Below are 14,709 nucleotides of genomic sequence, written 5' to 3'. Positions count from 1 at the left end.
TTCCTTCCTATAGTGAGATTACCGCCCTTGGCGGCTACTACACCGGGTAAAAACTACTATAAGAGGAAATATCCATGAACCTGTCGTCGCGGCTTCAAGCCCAGCTAGAACGGGGCAAGGTCGGGTTCCCCACCACGTTAGCCAGTTCGGTTGGGGTGATCATGGCCAGCCCGGTGATCCTCACCGTGACCAGCGGTTTTGGTATCGGCGGTGATACCTTCGCGCTGGCGATGCTGATCGCCTTTATCATGATGCAAGCCCAGCTTACTACCTTCTCCGAAGCGGCGGCGATCCTGCCTACCACCGGTTCGGTGTATGACTATATCTCCTGCGGCATGGGGCGCTTTTTTGCCATTACCGGCACCCTGTCGGCCTATCTGATCGTGCATATCTTTGCCGGCACCGCCGAAACCATTCTGTCCGGCATCATGGCGCTGGTGAACTTTGAACATCTCAACACCCTGATGGAAAGCAACAATACGTCGTGGATGATTGGTATCGGCCTGGTGATCACCTTTGGCGTGCTGAATGCGTTTGGCATCGAAGCCTTCGGCAAGGCAGAGGTGGTACTGACATTCTGCATGTGGACCACGATGATGATCTTCTCGATCGCCGGGCTGCTGCTGCCGCATGCCGTGCCGTTGGAGGGCTGGTTTGGTTCTACCATCAACGTGGACGATCCCTTTGCGGTATTCAGCCTGGTCGGGATGGCGATGTTTATGTTTGTCGGCTGCGAACTGGTGACGCCGATGGCGCCGGAGATCAAGAATTCGCACCGGGTGATCCCACGAGCGATGGCGTTGGGATTATGTGGCGTGGCGACCTGCATGGCGTTGTACGGCGCAGCACTGAGCCACCAGGTGGAAAACGTGATGCTGGATGCCACCAATAACGTGCATTTGCTGGATACACCAATGGCCATTCCGGCGTTTGCCGGGCAGGTGATGGGCAACTTCGGTAAATACTGGTTGGGCGTTGGGCTGTTGTTGGCCGGGGCGGCCACCATTAACACCTTGATGGCGGCAGTGCCACGCATTATCTACGGCATGGTGTTAGACGGTGCCATGCCGCGCATCTTCGCTTATCTACACCCACGCTTTAAAACTCCGGTGGTGGCGATTGCTGCAGCGGTGTTGATCCCGTGCGTTCACGCCATTGCCATTCAGGGGAACCTGGACCGGATCATGCCGATGGTGCTGGCGGCGGTGTGTGCCTGGGGTGTGGCTTACCTGTTGGTGACCTGCTCGGTGGTGATATTGCGTATACGTCGCCCGGATCTGCCGCGCGCCTATAAATCGCCGTGGTTCCCACTGCCGCAGATTGTCTCCAGCATCGGTATTGTGCTGGCGATCATCTACATCACCCCGCCGGGTATGAACCCGCGCGATGTCTATATTCCGTTTGGCATCATGATCGGCCTGACTTCCGCCTATGCCTTGTTCTGGACCCTGTGCGTACAGAAGGTGAATCCGTTTAAACCGGTGCCGGTCGAAGAGGTGCTGGAGAGCGCCTTCAATAAAGCAGAAGCTGCGGAGGTGGAATTTGATCGGCTTACTTCCCTCTCTTAATCGCTTTTGGCAGCGCGACCCGCCCGGTTATCGGGTGGGCACCACGTTGGATAGGCTGGTGAATAATCTGCGGCCTTACGCCTGTGAACGCGTTGCCGCTAACCGCTTACAACTCACCCTGCCACAGGGGCCGGTGATCGAGGTTGTCGAGCAGGTACAGTCGTTGTTCCTGGCGCATATCGTCACCCACCGTTTTCGCTTGCAGGGCCGGACTCATTTTGCCGAGCCGTTAGTGCTGAACATCTTCACCGGTGGCTGGTTGCGCCGTAATGGCGTGATTTATCGCACCAAGGCCAAACATGACGCTGCCAGGCAACTTATCGCCGCGTTGCAGCAATATCCGCAAATTGGCGCAACCCTGGAACAGCTCGATTTCCGCCGTGCCAGCCTCACGATAGCTGAGGGTAGTTGGCAACTGGATATCGAGCATTTTGCTGCCTCCGAAGTGGTTAGTCGAGTACCTGCCAGCCGTCGTTATCTACGGTTGGAGGCCGAGCAGCGGCGTTTGTTGCTGAGTAGCTTCTTGATGATCGGCCAGTTGATGGAGAAGTGTGATGAGTAGAGTGGTGGTCATTACCGGCGGCGGGACCGGAATTGGTGCCGCCTGTGCTCGTTTACTGGCACAGGAAGGCGATCGGGTATTTATCGTTGGCCGTCGCCGTGAACCGTTGAACGCGTTGGCTGCGGAGATGGGTGCCTATGCCGTGGTCGGTGATGCGGCCAATGGTGACAGTTGGCAAACCGACATTCTGCCTGCGATTTTACAGCAGGCCGGGCGTATCGATTGCCTGATCGCCAGCGCTGGTGGAATGGGGTTAGGCCGTATCACCGAGATCAGCGATGCTCAATGGCAGCAGGCGCTGGATAGCAACCTCAATAGTGCCTTCGCCAGTGCCCGAGCCTGTTTACCGGAACTGGTGAAAAGCGGCGGCAATCTGCTGTTTGTCGCATCGATTGCCTCGCTGACTGCCGGGCCAGAGGTATGCGGCTATGTCACCGCCAAGCATGCACTGATCGGCCTGATGCGTTCCATTGCCCGTGATTTTGGCCCACAGGGCGTGCGTGCCAACGCCGTTTGCCCCGGTTGGGTAACTACGCCGATGGCGGATGAGGAAATGCAGCCGTTGATGGCGGCACACAACTTAACGCTCGCACAAGCCTATCAACATGTCTGTCGCGATGTGCCGCTGCGCCGCCCGGCCAGTGCGCAGGAGATCGCCCAGGTGTGTCGTTTTCTCTGCTCAACCCAGGCAGCAATTATTACCGGCGCGACGCTGGTGGCCGATGGCGGCTCCACCATTGTCGACGTGCCTACCTTAGCTTTCACTTCCTTATAAGGAGATTGTCATGAGTTCAGAAGCGGTATTTATTCAGGTTGGCGCACTGGCGGAAGGTTTCGCTCCACACAGCAATACGTTGGAGCAGCAGGACCTGGCCGGAACTACGCTGGCGTTCCACTTTGCCGAAGGGGAAACGGTGCACTGTCGTTTTAACGACGATCAGACCTTGCAGTGGGGAGATCGGCGCGTCGACTGTCGGGCGACCAGCATTCGCCCGGGGATCCTGTTTATCGATTTCCTCGATCCTCAGCAGGCCAATAGTAGCGTTACGCTGGTGTGCGATCGTCAACAGGGCAACTTTACCGCCATCTATGGCCAACTGCCGCAGGAGTCACAGGCTCGGCTGGATGCCTTCAGCCGGGTAGAACAGGGGTTGCCGCTCACGGCGGTGAATGCCGAATTCCGCTTTGGTCGCCTGGATGACAGCAATGGGCCGTTGCCGCAGTTTACCGACGAACTGATCGGGATGCGTAACCTGTATACCTACAGCCCGACGGAGCGCTACGAGCATATTTATCTGAACAACAATTTCTACGCCTGGCAGTGTCTGGACGGGGTGGAGAAGGGGCTGGCGGATGTCGATCGCTGCCATTACGTCAAAGTGGCGGAGCAACTTTACCTGTTCGTCTGGCGTGAGAAAATCGTGCCAACGCTGGGTGTGGTGATGATCGACCTGCAAGGGATGCGTACCGACGGCAAGATCCTCGGCTATCAGGGCAGTGACTTCAGCAGCCTGAGCAACTTTGCTGTGGGTGCTCACGCGCAGATCCTCAACACCACGCATTACCCAAAGGCCTAGGCCGATGAAGCCGATCTATCGAGCCGACGCCTTTACCGGGCAAGTGGTACTGGTGACTGGGGGCGCACAGGGGATTGGGCTGGCGATCGTCAGCGCCTTTGCCAGCCTTGGGGCGCAGGTGGTGATGGCCGATCTGCAACTGCCAAAGGCACAGGAAGCGGCTGAAAGCCTGTGTCAACAGGGCTGGCAGGTGCAGGCCGTTGCTTGCGACGTTGCTGATGCCGGGCAGATTGCCGAACTGGTGGCGCGGATTGGGCAGCAATATCAGAGGCTGGACGTGGTGATCCACAACGCCGCCTATTTCCCGTTGAGGCCGTTCAGCCAGATTGATGCCGAGCTGCTGCAACGTACCTTAAGCGTCAATCTGATGGCGCCGTTCTTCCTGACTCAGGCAGCGCTGCCGTGGATGAAACGTCAGGGCGGGGGGCACATTCTGGTGACTTCGTCGGTCACCGGGCCAAAGGTGGCCTATCCAGGATTGGCGCACTATGCAGCTTCCAAGGCGGGGGTAAATGGCTTTATCCGTGCTGCCGCATTGGAGCTGGCAGCCGACAATATCACGGTGAATGGCGTGGAGCCGGGAATGATCCGTACGCCAGCGATGGGCAATCTGGGCGGAGAAGCGCTGAATCAGGCGATTGCCGCTGCGGTGCCGCTGGGCAGGTTGGGGGAGCCGGAGGACATTGCTGCCGCGATGGTCTTTCTGGCCTCACCGGCTGCTGGCTATATCACCGGCCAGACGCTGGTGGTGGATGGCGGCGCGCTGTTGCCAGAAGCTGCCCCTATTTGTGAGCAACCACGTTGTTAGCTTGCTTATCCCCTAAACGGATCAGCTCATCGAGCAACACCATCAGCTGATCCATCTTCTGCTTCGAAAATGCCGCTTCAATCTCCCCATACCCCTGTTCTACCTGGTGGCGCGCCAGTTCATACAGTTCCTGGCCCTGCTGGGTCAGGGATACGTACAGCTTGCGCTGATCGTTAACCGGCTTGAGGCGGAAGATCAGTTTATCCCGCTCCATACGCGACAGGATGCCCGTCAGGCTGGGGCGCAGGATACAGGTCTCTGCGGCCAACTCATGGAACTCAATGGAACGGCTATCGGCCAATACGCGAATGATGCGCCATTGCTGTTCCGTCAGGTTATGGCTTTTCAGGATCGGGCGGAAGAAGCCCATGGCGGTTTCACGCGCCTGCAGCAGGGCGATGGTTAACGATTCATGCATGTCGATGGCCTTGGCTCAATTTTATTAACAACTTAATAGTAGCCAATTTTTGTCCAGTGGAGAACGGTAAAACGCGCTCCGTCACGTAAAAATCCTGCAAAAAAGCTTAATCTGCTGATTATTAACACCAATGTTCATGATTTGTGAATATTTCGTTATCACGATCACAAATTAAATTAACAACGTTGCGTAAATGCTGAACAGCGTATAAAAATATTCATTAACATATTAATGAATCGCGATCCGTAGAAGGAGTCTGCATGAAAGGCACCGTATTTTCCGTAGCACTTAACCACCGCAGCCAGCTTGATGCCTGGGATCAGGCGTTCCGCGCCGCCCCTTACCAAACGCCGCCAAAAACGCCGGTGTGGTTTATCAAACCGCGCAATACCCATCTCGCCAATGGCGGCAACATCCCGTTCCCGGCCGGTGAAACCGTGCAAAGTGGCGCGACGCTGGCGGTAGTGATCGGCAGCACCGCACGCAAGGTGGCGGCGGATAAGGTAGCCGATTATGTGGCCGGTTATGCGTTAGCCAATGATGTCAGTCTGCCGGAAACCAGCTTCTATCGTCCGGCGATCAAAGCCAAATGTCGCGACGGTTTCTGCCCGTTGGGAGAGGTGGCACCACTGAGCAGCACCGGCAACCTGGAGATCGTTACCGAGATCAATGGCGTGGAGCAGGATCGTTGGTCGACGGCGGATCTGGTGCGCTCGGTGCCAGAACTGATCGCCGCCATCAGTGATTTTATTACCCTGCAACCGGGGGATGCGGTGCTGATCGGCACGCCACACCAGCGGGTTGAGATCAAGCCCGGTGACCAAGTGACGGTGCGGGCCGCGGGCCTGCCAACTCTTACCAACCACGTGACGCAGGCAGGAGAATAACCATGAGACACGCTCGTATCCGCCATCATGGCCAGATTGTTAACGTCACCGTCGACGACCAGTTAAGCGTCACGCTGCCCGATGGCAGCAAGCTCGATGAGTTCGATGTGGAATGGCTGCCACCGGCGCAGGGCACCATCTTTGCCCTTGGCCTGAACTATGCCGACCACGCCAGTGAGCTGGAGTTTAAAGCACCGGAAGAGCCGCTGGTATTCCTCAAGGGGCCAAACTCCTTGACCGGACACCGCCAGGTTTCCGTGCGTCCGGCGCAGGTGGATTACATGCACTACGAAGCCGAACTGGTGGCCGTGATCGGCAAAACCGCGCGCAACGTCAGCCGCGAGCAGGCGATGGATTATGTGGCCGGTTACACCCTATGCAACGACTACGCCATCCGCGATTACCTGGAAAACTACTACCGGCCTAACCTGCGGGTGAAAAGCCGCGACACCCTGACGCCAATCGGCCCGTACATTGTCGATCGTGACGATGTGGCAGACCCGCATAACCTGACGCTGAGCACCTATATCAATGGTGAACTGCGGCAGCGCGGCACCACCGCCGACATGATTTTCGACATCCCTTATCTGATCGAATACCTGAGTGAATTTATGACGCTGCATCCTGGCGACATGATCGCTACCGGCACGCCGAAAGGGCTGGCCGACGTGCAGCCTGGGGATGAGATTGTGGTGGAAATCGAAGGCATTGGCCGTCTGGTTAACCACATCATCAGTGAAAAAGATTACGAGGAGAGCAAACGATGAAAACCATCAACCATTGGATCAACGGCAAGAATGTCGCCAGCAAAGAGTATTTCACCACGACTAACCCGGCTAATGGTGAAGTGTTGGCGGAAGTGGCGTCCGGCGGCCAGCTCGAAATCGATCAGGCGGTCGCCGCCGCCAAAGAAGCCTTCCCAAAATGGGCCAATACGCCGATGAAAGAGCGTGCGCGCCTGATGCGCCGCCTGGGTGAGCTGATTGATCAGAACGTGCCGCAGATTGCCGAGATGGAGACCGCCGATACCGGGCTGCCGATCCATCAGACCAAGAACGTGCTGATCCCACGCGCCTCGCACAACTTTGAGTTCTTCGCCGAGATCTGCCAGCAGATGAATGGCCGCACCTATCCGGTGGACGACAAGATGCTCAACTACACGTTGATCCAGCCGGTTGGGGTTTGTGCGCTGGTGTCGCCGTGGAACGTGCCGTTTATGACCGCCACCTGGAAAACTGCGCCTTGCCTGGCGTTGGGTAACACGGCGGTGCTGAAAATGTCTGAGCTTTCACCGCTGACGGCGGATCGTCTGGGTGAACTGGCGCTGGAAGCCGGTATCCCTGCCGGGGTGCTGAACGTGGTGCAGGGTTATGGTGCAACGGCGGGTGATGCGCTGGTACGCCATAAAGATGTGCGTGCGGTGTCCTTTACCGGGGGGACTTCAACCGGTCGCCGCATTATCGAAAGTGCCGGACTGAAGAAATTCTCCATGGAGCTGGGCGGTAAGTCACCCGTACTGATTTTTGAAGATGCGGATATCGAGCGGGCGCTGGATGCGGCGCTGTTTACCATCTTCTCGATCAACGGAGAGCGTTGCACTGCCGGTTCACGCATCTTCATTCAAGAGAGTATTTACCCGGAATTCGTCAAACGCTTTGCCGAGCGCGCCAACCGACTGCGCGTGGGCGATCCCACCGATCCGAACACTCAGGTCGGCGCACTAATCAGCCCGCAGCATTGGGAAAAAGTCTCTGGTTATATCCGTCTTGGCATCGAAGAAGGGGCAACCCTGCTGGCCGGCGGCCCGGATAAACCGGCCGGTCTGAGTCACGGCAACTTCCTGCGCCCAACGGTGCTGGCCGATGTTAACAACCGTATGCGTGTCGCGCAGGAAGAGATCTTCGGGCCGGTGGCCTGCCTCCTGCCGTTTAAATCAGAAGAAGACGGCCTGCGCATGGCCAACGATGTGGAGTACGGCCTGGCGTCGTACATCTGGACGCAGGATGTGAGCAAAGTGCTGCGTCTGGCCCGCAATATTGAAGCGGGCATGGTTTTCGTCAACACCCAGAACGTACGCGATCTGCGCCAGCCGTTTGGCGGGGTGAAATCCTCTGGCACCGGCCGTGAAGGCGGTGAGTACAGCTTTGAAGTGTTTGCCGAAATGAAAAACGTTTGTATCTCCATGGGGGATCACCCGATCCCACGTTGGGGGGTATAAGTTTTCCCCCTCACGCCAGACTGCGCCAGGAGGGCAGGGTGAGGGGTAGCCCCCTTTCAGACATTAAAACAACCAGAATCATGTGAGGACTTATGGGTAAATTAGCTTTAGCTGCAAAAATTACACACGTTCCCTCGATGTACCTGTCTGAATTGCCCGGTGAGCATCACGGTTGCCGTCAGGCTGCCATTGATGGTCACAAAGAGATCAGCGCTCGCTGTCGTGAGATGGGGGTCGATACCATCATCGTCTTCGACACCCACTGGCTGGTGAACAGCGCCTATCACATCAACTGTAACTCGCACTTCAAAGGGGTTTACACCAGCAACGAACTGCCACACTTCATTCGCGACATGACTTATGAATACGACGGTAACCCGGTGCTGGGCCAGATGATTGCCGATGAAGCCCGCAAGCTTGGGGTACGCGCCAAGGCGCATGAAATTCCAACCCTGGAGCTGGAGTACGGCACGCTGGTGCCGATGCGCTACATGAACAGCGATCGGCACTTCAAGGTGACCTCCATTTCAGCCTTCTGCACCGTACACGACTTTGCCGACAGCCGCCGCCTGGGGGAAGCCATCAAAACCGCGATTGAGAAATACGACGGCACCGTGGCGGTACTGGCCAGCGGTTCGCTTTCACATCGCTTTATTGACGATCAGCGCGCCGAACAGGGCATGAACAGCTACACCCGCCAGTTCGACCAGCAGATGGATGAACGCGTGGTGAAACTGTGGGAAGAAGGGCGTTTCCGTGAGTTCTGCGAAATGCTGCCGGAGTACGCCGACTACTGCTATGGCGAAGGCAATATGCACGACACCGTGATGTTGCTGGGCCTGCTGGGCTGGGACAAGTATCAGGGCAAGGTGGAGTTCGTTACCCCGCTGTTTGCCAGTTCCGGGACCGGCCAGGTCAACGCCATCTTCCCGCTACCAGCCCAAGCCTGAGGATCTCTCATGCCCCATTTTTATGCTGAATGTACCGACAACATCCGCCGGGAGGCGGATTTGCCCGCGCTGTTCGACAAGGTGAATCACGCGCTGGCGGAAACCGGCATCTTTCCGCTGGCAGGCATCCGTAGCCGCGCCATCTGGCTGGATACCTGGCAGATGGCCGACGGCAAGCAGAACTATGCCTTTGTGCATATGACGCTGAAAATTGGTCACGGTCGTAGCCTGGAGAGCCGTCAACAGGTGGGCGAAATGCTGTTCATCCTGATCAAGGATCACTTCGCCGCGCTGATGGCCAACCGTTATCTGGCGCTCTCTTTCACCATCGAAGAGCTGGATCCGGTGCTCAATTACAAGCAAAACAACGTCCATGCGCTGTTTCGCAAGGACTGAACAAGGAGTCATCAATGCTGGATAAAGACGTACTGAGCCGAGCCGTGCAGCGCCTGCATCAGGCCGAGCAGAGCCGGGAACAGATCCGCGCGCTATCGCTGGATCACCCGGAGGTCACTATTGAAGATGCCTATGCTATCCAGCGTCAATGGGTTGAGCTGAAGATCGCCGAAGGGCGCACGCTGAAAGGGCACAAGATCGGGCTGACCTCGCGCGCCATGCAGGTCAGCTCGCAAATCACCGAGCCGGATTACGGTGCGCTGCTGGATGACATGTTCTTTAACGATGGCAGCGATATTCCGATCGATCGCTTTATCGTGCCGCGCGTTGAAGTGGAGCTGGCGTTTGTGCTGGCGAAGCCGCTGCGCGGGCCGAACTGCACATTGTTTGATGTCTATAACGCGACCGACTATGTGATCCCGGCATTGGAGATCATCGACGCCCGTAGCCATAACGTCGATCCGCAGACCCAGCGGCCACGCAAGGTGTTCGACACGATTTCCGATAACGCGGCCAATGCGGGCGTAGTGATGGGCGGCAGGCCGATCAAAATAGATGCGCTGGATCTGCGTTGGATCAGTGCGTTGTTGTATCGCAACGGCGTGATTGAAGAGTCGGGCGTGGCGGCGGCGGTGCTCAATCACCCGGCCAACGGCGTGGCCTGGCTGGCTAATAAACTGTTTCCGTATGACGTGGAACTGGAGGCCGGGCAGATCATTCTTGGTGGTTCCTTTACCCGCCCGGTAGCAGCGCGGCGCGGCGATACCTTCCATGCCGATTATGGCCCGATGGGCTGCATCAGCTGCCGGTTTGTCTAAGGAGGAACACCATGTTAACCAATCATTTTAAACAGGCTTTGCAGGAAAAACGCCCGCAGATTGGCCTGTGGCTAGGACTGTGCAGCAGCTACAGCGCGGAACTGCTGGCCGGGGCCGGGTTCGACTGGCTGCTGATCGACGGCGAACATGCGCCCAATAATGTGCAAACGGTATTGAGTCAGTTGCAGGCGATCGCGCCTTATCCCAGTCATCCGGTCGTGCGTCCAGCCTGGAACGATCCGGTGCTGATCAAACAGCTGTTGGACGTTGGCGCGCAAACCCTGCTGATCCCGATGATCCAAAACGCTGAACAAGCCCGGGAGGCGGTGCGGGCTACCCGCTATCCACCAAACGGCATTCGTGGTGTTGGCAGTGCGCTAGCTCGCGCCTCGCGTTGGAACCGGGTGCCGAACTACCTGCACCATGCCGATAGCCAGATGTGCGTGCTGGTACAGATCGAAACCCGCGAGGCGGTGAAAAATCTGGACGCGATCCTGGAAGTGGAAGGTGTGGATGGCGTCTTTATCGGCCCGGCGGATCTTAGTGCCGATATGGGATTTGCTGGCAATCCGCAGCATCCTGAAGTGCAGCGCACCATCGATGATGCCATTGCCCGCATCAGTGCAGCGGGCAAGGCTCCAGGCATCCTGATGGCACAGCAGGAACTGGCGCAGCACTATCTGGCATCCGGTGCGCTGTTTGTCGCCGTAGGCGTGGATACGACCCTGCTGGTGCGGGCGGCGGACTCCCTGCTCAACAGTTTCAAACAGGATAAACCAGCGGAGCAACAATCCCAGGGCGTTTACTAATCGGAGTCATCATGAGCAACGTCGATTCGCTCAAGCCACTAAACCCGGCTGAGCAACATAAAGCGTTAACCGCCACCGAGCAGTCGGTGATTAAAAAGTTATTTCGGCGCCTGATTATTTTCTTATTTGTATTGTTTGTTTTCTCGTTCCTTGACCGCATCAACATCGGGTTTGCCGGTTTGACCATGAAGCAGGACCTCGGTCTTAGCTCCACCATGTTCGGCCTGGCCGCAACGCTGTTTTATGTCACCTACGTGATCTTCGGTATCCCCAGCAACATGATGCTGAGCAGGGTAGGTGTACGGCGTTGGATCGCCACCATCATGGTGCTGTGGGGGATTGCTTCCACCTGTACCATGTTCGCCACCGGGCCAACCAGCCTGTATGTACTGCGGATGATCGTCGGCATTACCGAAGCGGGCTTCCTGCCAGGGATCCTGGTGTATCTCACCTACTGGTTCCCGGCGTTCTATCGCGCCCGGGCCAACGCCCTGTTTATGATTGCCATGCCGGTTACGATGGCGTTGGGTTCGCTGGTGTCTGGCTACATTCTGGCGCTGGACGGCGCGATGAACCTGAAAGGCTGGCAATGGCTGTTCCTGCTGGAGGGGATCCCTTCGGTGATCCTCGGCGTGGTGGTGTGGTTCTATCTGGATGACACACCGGCCAAGGCCAAATGGCTGACCAACAACGAGAAGGCCAGCCTGCAAGCGATGATGGACGCCGACAAGCTGCAACTGGTGCAGCCTGAAGGGCCAAGCAGTCATCGAGCGCTGCAACAACGCAGCCTGTGGCGTGAAGTGCTGACGCCGGTGGTGCTGATGTATACGTTGGCGTATTTCTGCCTGACCAACACCCTTAGCGCCATCAACATCTGGACGCCGCAGATCTTGCAGAGCTTTAACCAGAGCAGCAGCAACATCATGATCGGTTTCCTGGCGGCGATCCCACAAATTTGTACCATCGCCGGTATGATCTGGTGGAGTAAACGCTCGGATCGCCTGCAAGAGCGTAAATTCCACACCGCGCTGCCTTATCTGTTTGCCGCAGCGGGTTGGTTGCTGGCTTCGGCGACCAACCACAGCATGGTGCAACTGCTGGGGATCGTGATGGCGTCGGTCGGTTCGTTTACCGCGATGGCGATCTTCTGGACCACGCCGGATCAATCGATCAGCTTTGAAGCGCGTGCGGTAGGGATTGCGGTGATCAACGCCACCGGTAATATCGGCTCGGCCGTCAGCCCACTGTTGATCGGTTGGTTCAAGGACGTGACCGGCAGCTTTAACTCTGGGCTGTATTTTGTTTCGGCATTGTTGATTATCGGGGCGATATTGGTATGGCGTATTCCGATGAAGGATTCGCGCCCAAGGGCCACGCCATAAACTTTAGATATTGCTTGAGTAGACGCTCCCTCTCCCTTTGGGAGAGGGTTAGGGTGAAGGGCCCCGCCGTTATTTTCACCGGAGGACAACGTGCAGAAAGGTACCGGCTTTATCGCCAATATCGATATTGGTAAAGAGTATGACGCGCGTTATGCCGCTGATGAGGTGCACTACGAAACCTTTGCCGGGCTGGCGGCGTTTTTTGGCCGGGATATGCAGGTGCACTGGCACGATCGCTTTTTCCAGCTGCATTATCTGGCCACCGGCAGGATAGAGTTGCAGTTGGACGATCAGCACTATTCGGTGCAGGCTCCCCTGTTTATCCTCACCCCGCCCTCGGTGCCGCACGCCTTTTTCACCGAGCCGGACAGCGACGGACACGTACTCACTGTGCGTCAGGAACTGATCTGGCCGTTGCTGGAACGTCTGTATCCGGGCAGCAATCTGGCGCTGGATATGCCGGGGATTTGCCTTTCGCTGGCCGCGGTGCCGCAGGAACTGGCCTCACTTGGGCATTATTGGCAACTGATTAGCCGCGAGTTCAGTCAAAAGATGGCCGGGCGCGAGCAGACGCTGGCATTGCTGGCGCAGGCCGTCTTCACGCTGATGCTGCGCAATACTTCCTTGGATGACAAGGCCGCCAGCGGGGTGCGTGGCGAACTGAAGCTGTTCCAGCGCTTTAATAAAATGGTGGATGAGCGTTTTCGCGATCATCTGTCGGTACCGGAATATGCCCAGTCGCTGGGGGTGACCGAATCACGCCTCAACGACCTGTGCCGCCGCTTTGCCAACCGACCGCCCAAGCTGTTGATCTTCGATCGCCTGCTGCGTGAAGCCAAACGGCTGTTGCTGTTCAGTGCCTGTACGGTACATGAAACGGCCTACAGCCTGGGATTCAAAGATCCCGCCTACTTTGCGCGTTTCTTCAATCGGCTGGAAGGTTGTTCACCTTCCGCCTATCGTGCCACGCAACACGTGCTGTCGTAACCTGGCTTGGGTCAGCCTTTGTTCGCCACCAAATCCGCGACCAGTCGGTTGACCGGATCGCTCATGTTGGTGAACTTGGTCAGTTCCGAGCGGGTTACCACCACGAACACGCCGATATTTTGCTGCGGTACCATCGCCATATAGGTGATAAAGCCGCCGCCACCGCCGGTTTTCTGGATGATCCCTGGCAGGCCGTCTTTCGGTGCCATATACACCCAGCCTAGCCCTAGTGCAGAAGCTTCACCCGGCACGTCCATCCCTTTCAGCGACACCAGATCCTGACGCTGGAAGTACATGGTCTGTTCGGTCAAGGCCGTCGGTTTGCGTGATCCAGTGACGTTGGAGGCGAGGAACTGCTGCATCCAGCGCTGCATATCGCGCGGCGTTGAGTAAACGCCACCGCTGCCGCTGGCGGCCGTGGTGTCACGACAGGCGCTTGGACCGGAGGCCGCTACCATCAGGCGTGAGCACTGCTCGGCGCTCGGCGTCAGCGTGGTGTCTACCATCCCCAGCGGGCCAGTGATTTTCTCACGCAACAGGACGTTATAAGGTTTGCCAGCGGCGCGTGACAACGCATCGGCCAGCAGATCGTAGGCCAGGTTGGAGTAGGCCGCACGTACGCCCGGTGGCACGGTAACGGTGGCATGTGCCAGCCACTGCCAGCGCTGTGCTTTGGTCGGCCAGGTAAATACCGGTGTCTTTGGCGGTTTTTTGCCTGGCTGCTCACGCGGCAGGGAGCTGGTGTGCGTGGCCAGGTTCAGCAAGGTAATCGGCTGGCGCGAATTATAGGCCGGGACCGTGGCCCCTTTAGGGGCATATTTGCGCAGGGGATCGTTGAGTTTGACCTTGCCTGCCGCCGCCATCTTGACCATCACTTCACTGGTCATCAGCTTGGTGATGGAGGCGATGCGGATCAGCGAGTCTGGCCGTGGGCGCAGGTCATTGCCCGGTTTGGTATCGCCAAAGCTACGGTTAACCACCTGATTGTTATCGATAACGACCAGCGCCATGCCGGTTGCGCCGCTATTGAAGAAGATATGTTCTGCGTACTGATCGACAATCTGTGAGGTCAGCTGTGCATCAGCCGCCTGACTGGCCAACGGCGCGGCACACAGGCCAAGCGCCAGCAATAACGTGGAGAGTGAGGTCTTCAACGGTCATGTTCCATTTTAAAGGGCTACAAGGAAGGCGTAAGTTGTTCGCTAGTGTAATGCGCTACGGCACGATTGGCATGTGGAAAAAGTGGCAATGTTGCACAAATGTTGGGGCAAGCACGCCCAACCGTAGATACTCTGTTAAGCGTCAAACGATTGCCGGTGTTTTTCGCTG

Annotated in this window: 16 protein-coding genes; 14 read left to right on the top strand and 2 right to left on the bottom strand. The window is 57.3% G+C overall.

The features are described from left to right. Nucleotides 1-74 precede the first annotated feature (74 nt). Genes U869_RS0123595 through U869_RS0123575 form a run of 5 tightly spaced genes read left to right on the top strand, consistent with a single transcriptional unit; the run spans nucleotide 75 to nucleotide 4,515 of the window. Nucleotides 75-1,568 (top strand): APC family permease, encoded by a 1,494-nt coding sequence (locus tag U869_RS0123595; RefSeq protein ID WP_025122123.1) that lies wholly within the window; start codon nucleotides 75-77, stop codon nucleotides 1,566-1,568. Then, nucleotides 1,543-2,130, top strand: coding sequence for a DUF3156 family protein (locus tag U869_RS0123590; protein ID WP_025122124.1), 588 nt, complete (start codon nucleotides 1,543-1,545; stop codon nucleotides 2,128-2,130). Before U869_RS0123595 ends, U869_RS0123590 begins: the two co-directional genes overlap by 26 nt. Further along, nucleotides 2,123-2,905: an SDR family NAD(P)-dependent oxidoreductase gene (locus U869_RS0123585; RefSeq protein WP_025122125.1), complete on the top strand. Its 783-nt coding sequence runs from the start codon at nucleotides 2,123-2,125 to the stop codon at nucleotides 2,903-2,905. Before U869_RS0123590 ends, U869_RS0123585 begins: the two co-directional genes overlap by 8 nt. Before the next feature lie 10 nt (nucleotides 2,906-2,915). Then, nucleotides 2,916-3,707: a MoaF C-terminal domain-containing protein gene (locus U869_RS0123580; protein ID WP_025122126.1), complete on the top strand. Its 792-nt coding sequence runs from the start codon at nucleotides 2,916-2,918 to the stop codon at nucleotides 3,705-3,707. 4 nt (nucleotides 3,708-3,711) lie between these two features. After that, nucleotides 3,712-4,515: an SDR family oxidoreductase gene (locus U869_RS0123575; RefSeq protein WP_025122127.1), complete on the top strand. Its 804-nt coding sequence runs from the start codon at nucleotides 3,712-3,714 to the stop codon at nucleotides 4,513-4,515. Here the strand turns inward: U869_RS0123575 and hpaR are convergent. Next, a complete protein-coding gene (gene hpaR, locus U869_RS0123570) occupies nucleotides 4,490-4,933 on the bottom strand; it encodes a homoprotocatechuate degradation operon regulator HpaR (protein WP_025122128.1) in 444 nt (147 codons plus the stop codon). The genes U869_RS0123575 and hpaR overlap by 26 nt on opposite strands. Before the next feature lie 260 nt (nucleotides 4,934-5,193). Between hpaR and U869_RS0123565 the strand changes: the two genes are divergently transcribed. The 9 genes from U869_RS0123565 (at nucleotide 5,194) to hpaA (ending at nucleotide 13,380) form a co-directional block, all read left to right on the top strand. Beyond that, nucleotides 5,194-5,820: a fumarylacetoacetate hydrolase family protein gene (locus U869_RS0123565; RefSeq protein ID WP_025122129.1), complete on the top strand. Its 627-nt coding sequence runs from the start codon at nucleotides 5,194-5,196 to the stop codon at nucleotides 5,818-5,820. A 2-nt stretch (nucleotides 5,821-5,822) separates the two neighbouring features. Then, complete coding sequence (locus U869_RS0123560) at nucleotides 5,823-6,587, top strand: fumarylacetoacetate hydrolase family protein (protein WP_025122130.1); 765 nt, start codon at nucleotides 5,823-5,825, stop codon at nucleotides 6,585-6,587. After that, nucleotides 6,584-8,038, top strand: a complete 1,455-nt coding sequence (gene hpaE, locus U869_RS0123555; RefSeq protein WP_025122131.1) for a 5-carboxymethyl-2-hydroxymuconate semialdehyde dehydrogenase — start codon at nucleotides 6,584-6,586, stop codon at nucleotides 8,036-8,038. The genes U869_RS0123560 and hpaE overlap by 4 nt, the downstream gene beginning before the upstream one ends. A gap of 92 nt (nucleotides 8,039-8,130) precedes the next feature. Further along, nucleotides 8,131-8,988: a 3,4-dihydroxyphenylacetate 2,3-dioxygenase gene (gene hpaD / locus U869_RS0123550; protein ID WP_025122132.1), complete on the top strand. Its 858-nt coding sequence runs from the start codon at nucleotides 8,131-8,133 to the stop codon at nucleotides 8,986-8,988. Between the two features lie 9 nt (nucleotides 8,989-8,997). Then, complete coding sequence (locus U869_RS0123545) at nucleotides 8,998-9,384, top strand: 5-carboxymethyl-2-hydroxymuconate Delta-isomerase (RefSeq protein WP_025122133.1); 387 nt, start codon at nucleotides 8,998-9,000, stop codon at nucleotides 9,382-9,384. 14 nt (nucleotides 9,385-9,398) lie between these two features. After that, nucleotides 9,399-10,202 carry a 2-oxo-hept-4-ene-1,7-dioate hydratase gene (gene hpaH, locus U869_RS0123540; RefSeq protein ID WP_025122134.1) on the top strand — a complete coding sequence of 268 codons (804 nt, stop codon included), beginning with the start codon at nucleotides 9,399-9,401 and terminating at the stop codon, nucleotides 10,200-10,202. Between the two features lie 11 nt (nucleotides 10,203-10,213). Next, complete coding sequence (gene hpaI, locus U869_RS0123535; protein WP_025122135.1) at nucleotides 10,214-11,011, top strand: 4-hydroxy-2-oxoheptanedioate aldolase; 798 nt, start codon at nucleotides 10,214-10,216, stop codon at nucleotides 11,009-11,011. An 11-nt stretch (nucleotides 11,012-11,022) separates the two neighbouring features. Beyond that, entirely contained in the window at nucleotides 11,023-12,393 is a 1,371-nt protein-coding gene (hpaX, locus tag U869_RS0123530) for a 4-hydroxyphenylacetate permease (RefSeq protein WP_025122136.1), read from the top strand. 90 nt (nucleotides 12,394-12,483) lie between these two features. Next, complete coding sequence (hpaA, locus tag U869_RS0123525; protein ID WP_025123918.1) at nucleotides 12,484-13,380, top strand: 4-hydroxyphenylacetate catabolism regulatory protein HpaA; 897 nt, start codon at nucleotides 12,484-12,486, stop codon at nucleotides 13,378-13,380. 11 nt (nucleotides 13,381-13,391) lie between these two features. On the opposite strand, the gene ampH is transcribed toward hpaA, so the two are convergent. After that, a complete protein-coding gene (gene ampH / locus U869_RS0123520; protein ID WP_025123917.1) occupies nucleotides 13,392-14,534 on the bottom strand; it encodes a D-alanyl-D-alanine-carboxypeptidase/endopeptidase AmpH in 1,143 nt (380 codons plus the stop codon). Nucleotides 14,535-14,709: the final 175 nt, after the last annotated feature.

It is taken from the genome of Serratia sp. H1w, from assembly GCF_000633355.1.
Taxonomy (GTDB): domain Bacteria; phylum Pseudomonadota; class Gammaproteobacteria; order Enterobacterales; family Enterobacteriaceae; genus Chania.
This window is presented reverse-complemented; position numbering and strand designations above follow the sequence as displayed.

What these genes read in the sequence shown, in the direction of transcription:
- U869_RS0123595 (WP_025122123.1), top strand. Translation starts at nt 75, where the DNA reads ATGAACCTGTCGTCGCGGCTTCAAGCCCAGCTAGAACGGGGCAAGGTC.
- U869_RS0123585 (WP_025122125.1), top strand. Translation starts at nt 2,123, where the DNA reads ATGAGTAGAGTGGTGGTCATTACCGGCGGCGGGACCGGAATTGGTGCC.
- U869_RS0123580 (WP_025122126.1), top strand. Translation starts at nt 2,916, where the DNA reads ATGAGTTCAGAAGCGGTATTTATTCAGGTTGGCGCACTGGCGGAAGGT.
- U869_RS0123575 (WP_025122127.1), top strand. Translation starts at nt 3,712, where the DNA reads ATGAAGCCGATCTATCGAGCCGACGCCTTTACCGGGCAAGTGGTACTG.
- hpaR (WP_025122128.1), bottom strand. Translation starts at nt 4,933, where the DNA reads ATGCATGAATCGTTAACCATCGCCCTGCTGCAGGCGCGTGAAACCGCC.
- U869_RS0123565 (WP_025122129.1), top strand. Translation starts at nt 5,194, where the DNA reads ATGAAAGGCACCGTATTTTCCGTAGCACTTAACCACCGCAGCCAGCTT.
- U869_RS0123560 (WP_025122130.1), top strand. Translation starts at nt 5,823, where the DNA reads ATGAGACACGCTCGTATCCGCCATCATGGCCAGATTGTTAACGTCACC.
- hpaE (WP_025122131.1), top strand. Translation starts at nt 6,584, where the DNA reads ATGAAAACCATCAACCATTGGATCAACGGCAAGAATGTCGCCAGCAAA.
- hpaD (WP_025122132.1), top strand. Translation starts at nt 8,131, where the DNA reads ATGGGTAAATTAGCTTTAGCTGCAAAAATTACACACGTTCCCTCGATG.
- U869_RS0123545 (WP_025122133.1), top strand. Translation starts at nt 8,998, where the DNA reads ATGCCCCATTTTTATGCTGAATGTACCGACAACATCCGCCGGGAGGCG.
- hpaH (WP_025122134.1), top strand. Translation starts at nt 9,399, where the DNA reads ATGCTGGATAAAGACGTACTGAGCCGAGCCGTGCAGCGCCTGCATCAG.
- hpaI (WP_025122135.1), top strand. Translation starts at nt 10,214, where the DNA reads ATGTTAACCAATCATTTTAAACAGGCTTTGCAGGAAAAACGCCCGCAG.
- hpaX (WP_025122136.1), top strand. Translation starts at nt 11,023, where the DNA reads ATGAGCAACGTCGATTCGCTCAAGCCACTAAACCCGGCTGAGCAACAT.